This window comes from Fulvivirga aurantia (genome assembly GCF_009711475.1).
GTDB classification, from domain to species: domain Bacteria; phylum Bacteroidota; class Bacteroidia; order Cytophagales; family Cyclobacteriaceae; genus Fulvivirga; species Fulvivirga aurantia.
This window is the reverse complement of record NZ_SMMD01000573.1, coordinates 1-4,210: the sequence shown is the minus strand read 5'-3', so window position 1 is coordinate 4,210 and position 4,210 is coordinate 1. Positions and strand designations below refer to the sequence as shown.

The window sequence follows — 4,210 nt, the reverse complement described above, 5'->3', positions numbered from 1 at the left end:
GCCCTGATTGCATTTACTCTCACTCTATAGTCTCTGTCTTTTACACCCTGATTGAGTAAAGTCTCAAGAGCAGTTGGAGATTGTATCTTTCCCAGAGCGAATACCACAGCCATGCGTACATTGGCCGCACTGTCTTGTGTGGCAGAAGCAATAAGTTGAAGTAGATAGTTTTTAAGTTCTAGATTTCTGCTCCTTGATAGAAAATGTGCTGCAGCCAGTCGTGTTTCGTAATTATGCTCTTTATCTAAAAGCGCGATAGCAGTGCCCACCGAAAGTTCGTCATGCACATTTCTAATACCAGCACGATATATACCCCAGGCCAGGCCTTCTTTTTCCAGTGGATCTGGTGTAGGCTGTTGGTTGAGCCAATAGATTTTAGGTTGCGTTACCACTTTACCCAGCGCTTCAAACAATTCTCTCTTTACAAAAACACTGTCTTCCGATTCTAGTGCTTTAGTAAGCGGCACCATGGCGGCACTATCATAAGTTTGACCAAGGGCATAAGCCGCTGCTTTTCTCACTTTGGCGTTCTCATCATTTAGCAAGTTGGCCAACATAGGTATAGCCAGTGAGTCTTGCACAGAACCCATCGCTTCAGCGGCAGCAGCTCGATATGTGGGGTTGCTATCATCAAAATAATCGACTAAAGCTTCAGTGTTTCTTCGATCCTGATGCTCATAGATGGAAAGGAGGGTTTCATCACTAAAGGCATTGGTAGATTTGGCAGTAGTGTTATCAGCTTCATTTTGACAGGCGGAAATAATTATAATTAAAACAGGGAGCCAGAGGTTGCTGATGAGCTTGGTTAATTTTTGCATAAAGTTTATGATTTAACCAAATATAAAAGTTTTTGCTGCACAGCAGGAAAATAGCTAATAAAATAGAAAAACTCAGCCGCAAAATATTCTGAAATTTAGAATCACTCTTCCTTTAAAGAGTCTACTGGATTAGCACTTGCAGCAGAGATGGTTTTGAAACTTAATGTAAGAAAGGCAATAACCAATGTAAGCAAAAGTGCTCCTATAAAATGCAGCGGACTAATAGCCACTTTATAAGCGAAACCGCCTAACCATTGCTCAAGCAAGAACCAGGCAATTGGTAGTGCAAATACAGAGGAGATAAAAATAAGAACCAGGTATTTCTGACTTAAAATCGATATTACATTGGTAATACTAGCACCCAACACTTTTCTGATTCCAATCTCCTTCTTCTTAACATTGATATTGTAAGCGATAACACCATACAGCCCCATACATGCAAGTAGTATGGCAAGGCCTGAGAATAGATAAACAAGTTGTGAAAAGTTACTATCTGCCTTGTAAAGCTGATCTATATGCTCGTCAAGAAACGTGTAATCAAAGGGGAGTTCTGGAAAAACAGTTTGCCAATCGCTATTGAGTGACGCTAACATCGCAGGGAGATCTCCTCCTGTAGTTTTCAGGAAAATACGATCAACGTAGGTTTCCGGTATGTAGATTACAACCGGGCCAATGTTTTCGTGGAGGCTGGCAAAATGAAAATCTTTTACCACACCAATGACTTCACCTTCCCAAACATTTACTGTAAGTGCTTTACCAATTGGGCTATCTTTCCAGCCAAACATTTCCACAGCTGCTTCATTGAGAATAAAACCACTGCTGTCATTGGCGAAAGCCTCTGAGAAATCCCTCCCTTCTTTTAATTCAAGCCCCATAGTTTCTACAAAGCCGTAATTGCCACCAAATAAACTTATGCGATAATCGGTCTCCTCATTTTGGTGATCAATGACCGGAACGCTTCCATTTTGCCCGTCAAACATATTGCCGCTGGCAGTTACATTTTTTACATAAGGACTCCTAAGAAACCGTTCTCTAGCGAGAGGGTATTTTTCAGATAAGGCGGCTCCTTGTACTTGAAGTGCTATAACCCTTTCCTGATCAAATCCAAGGTCTTTATTTTGAAGAAATTGCATTTGATCATTGATCACAACACTGCTTGCTACCAGGCCAATGGTGATAAAAAATTGCAGACCAACCAACCATGATTTCAGGCTAAACCTTCCAGTATGTGAGTTGGCTTTACTTTTGAGTGCTTTTACAGGAGAGTATTTTGATAAAAAGAAGGCCGGATATGCGCCACCAGCCAGGCCTACCAATAGCACAAGTAATATAACCTGATGCCAATTGCTGGCGAGATATTCGAAAAGCTGTAAAGGAACGTTGAAGATGTTGCTGAGATAATTGCTAAAGACTTCCAGGAAAGTAACTGCTAAAAACAGACTCAATAACGAAATAATAATTGATTCAATACTGTATTGCCAGAAGACGGTTTTTCGATAGGCACCAAGGGTTTTTCTTATGCCTACTTCTTTTAAGCGTTTGAGTGAAAGTATAGTAGATAGGTTGGTAAAATTAAATATTGCCAGTCCTAAAATAAGAAATGCGATGGCACCTAAAATCGTGATATACTTGATGTCGCCTTTGGCTGGAATACCATCACGCTCGGCTATGTCTTTAGAGTGTAGATGAATATCTGAGACAGGCTGAAGCTCTAATGAAATTGCTTGAGCTGCATTTTCACTCATATTTCTTGTAATAAAATCTGCAAAACGCTTATTGACATTTGAAGGGTCAGAGCCCTTATACAATTTGATATAGGTAGGAAAAGACGTCCAACCCCAGGTGTCTAATGTTACAGGGTAGCCATGAGGTACTTCGAATGACTGGAACGAGATGAGCATGTCAAACTCAAAATGGCTGGGTGACGCAGGATCGCCTAAAACGCCAGTAACTTTCAATTCAACCTGATCATTTAATGTGATGGTCTTTCCGACCGGGTCGGTATTACCAAAATACTTTTGAGCCAAATCTGCAGTGATAATGACCGAGTTTTTTGTGGACAAAGCATTTTCTCTATTGCCATGAACCAGTGGAAAGGTAAATACGTCAAGAAAAGTACTATCAACGTAAAAGATACTATTTTCATAAAACTCATCTTCACCGATGCGCACAAGCACATCATCTGCATGCCGAAATCTGACATAAGTTTCTACCTCAGGAAACTCACTTTGCATAGCAGGGCCCATAGGTGGGCCGATGGCAGCAGCTTTACTACCGGCTTCGTTTCTAACTAAATTAACCCGGTAGACCTGATCGATATCTTCAATATACTGATCGTAAGACAGCTCATATTGTACAAAATTGATGATGAGCAAAAAACTTGCTAGACCTACGGTAAGCCCGGAAATATTAATTAGAGTGAAAACCCGGTGCTTAGACAGATATCGAAAGGCGTATTTTACATAGTTCTTAAGCATACTATTCTTCTTTAAGTGTTTGAGCCGGATTGGTAAAAGACACCTTAAGCGAATGATAGATAACTGATGCTATGGCTACTGCAATAGCAGCCAATCCTGCGAATAAAAAGGGCTTATAGCTGAGAGCCGAATGAAAAGTAAAATCGGATAGCCAGTGCTCGGAATAGTACCAGGCAATAGGGACGGCCAATACAAGTGCAATTAGTACCAGTTTGATAAAGTCGGTGGTAAATAGAAAGATAAGACTTAATGAGCCAGCCCCCATTACCTTACGAATTCCGGCCTCTTTTGACCTTTTTTGAATGAGAAAAGCAGACAGGCCAAATAAACCAAGAAAGCTTATAATAATCGCCACTGAAGTGAAAGCAAAGCTCAATCTGCTTATTAAAGACAAGTTGTCGTAAGATTTTGCTACAACTTCGTCTAGAAAAGCAAAATCAAAAGGGTGGTCTGCTTCATAGCTTTGGTAGACCTTTTCAATAGATGCAATTTGAGTTTGCGTTTGTTGGCCATCAACTTTGATGTAAGCGTTCCAGGTTTCTTCCGGGTTGTATAAAATTACAACCGGCTCAATGGCGTGTGTTAGCGTTTGATGATGATAATTATTTACGACACCAACAACCTGTGAAGAGTGACCCCAAACCGTGAGCTCAGTACCTAAAGGTTCGTTCAATGCCATCAACTTCACCGCTTCCTCGTTTAAGATGACCTGCTTCGTATCATTAGAGAGGAAAGGTTGAAAAGCATTTCCTTCTTTAATGTTTATATCAAAGGTTTTACAAAAGTCCGCACCTACCTGTATTACATTCACAAAGGCTGTAGACCCTTCTGGTTTACCCGGCCACGCCACACCGTTATTTTTATTTGAGGTAGCCACCGGGCTTTGTTCGGTAAAAGTTACAGACTCTACCCCGG

Annotated in this window: 3 protein-coding genes; all 3 read right to left on the bottom strand. The window is 40.8% G+C overall.

The genetic code is table 11. The features are described 5' to 3' along the window. Positions 1-818 (bottom strand): HEAT repeat domain-containing protein (locus tag E1176_RS04895; protein WP_185152637.1); only part of this gene is annotated, 818 nt, incomplete at its 3' end. A gap of 101 nt (positions 819-919) precedes the next feature. After that, positions 920-3,295 carry an ABC transporter permease gene (locus tag E1176_RS04890; RefSeq protein WP_155209450.1) on the bottom strand — a complete coding sequence of 792 codons (2,376 nt, stop codon included), beginning with the start codon at positions 3,293-3,295 and terminating at the stop codon, positions 920-922. 1 nt (position 3,296) lies between these two features. Next, positions 3,297-4,210 (bottom strand): FtsX-like permease family protein (locus tag E1176_RS04885; protein WP_155209449.1); only part of this gene is annotated, 914 nt, incomplete at its 5' end.

Excerpts from the sequence above, each read along its gene's own strand:
- E1176_RS04890 (WP_155209450.1), bottom strand. The coding sequence starts at position 3,295 with ATGCTTAAGAACTATGTAAAATACGCCTTTCGATATCTGTCTAAGCAC.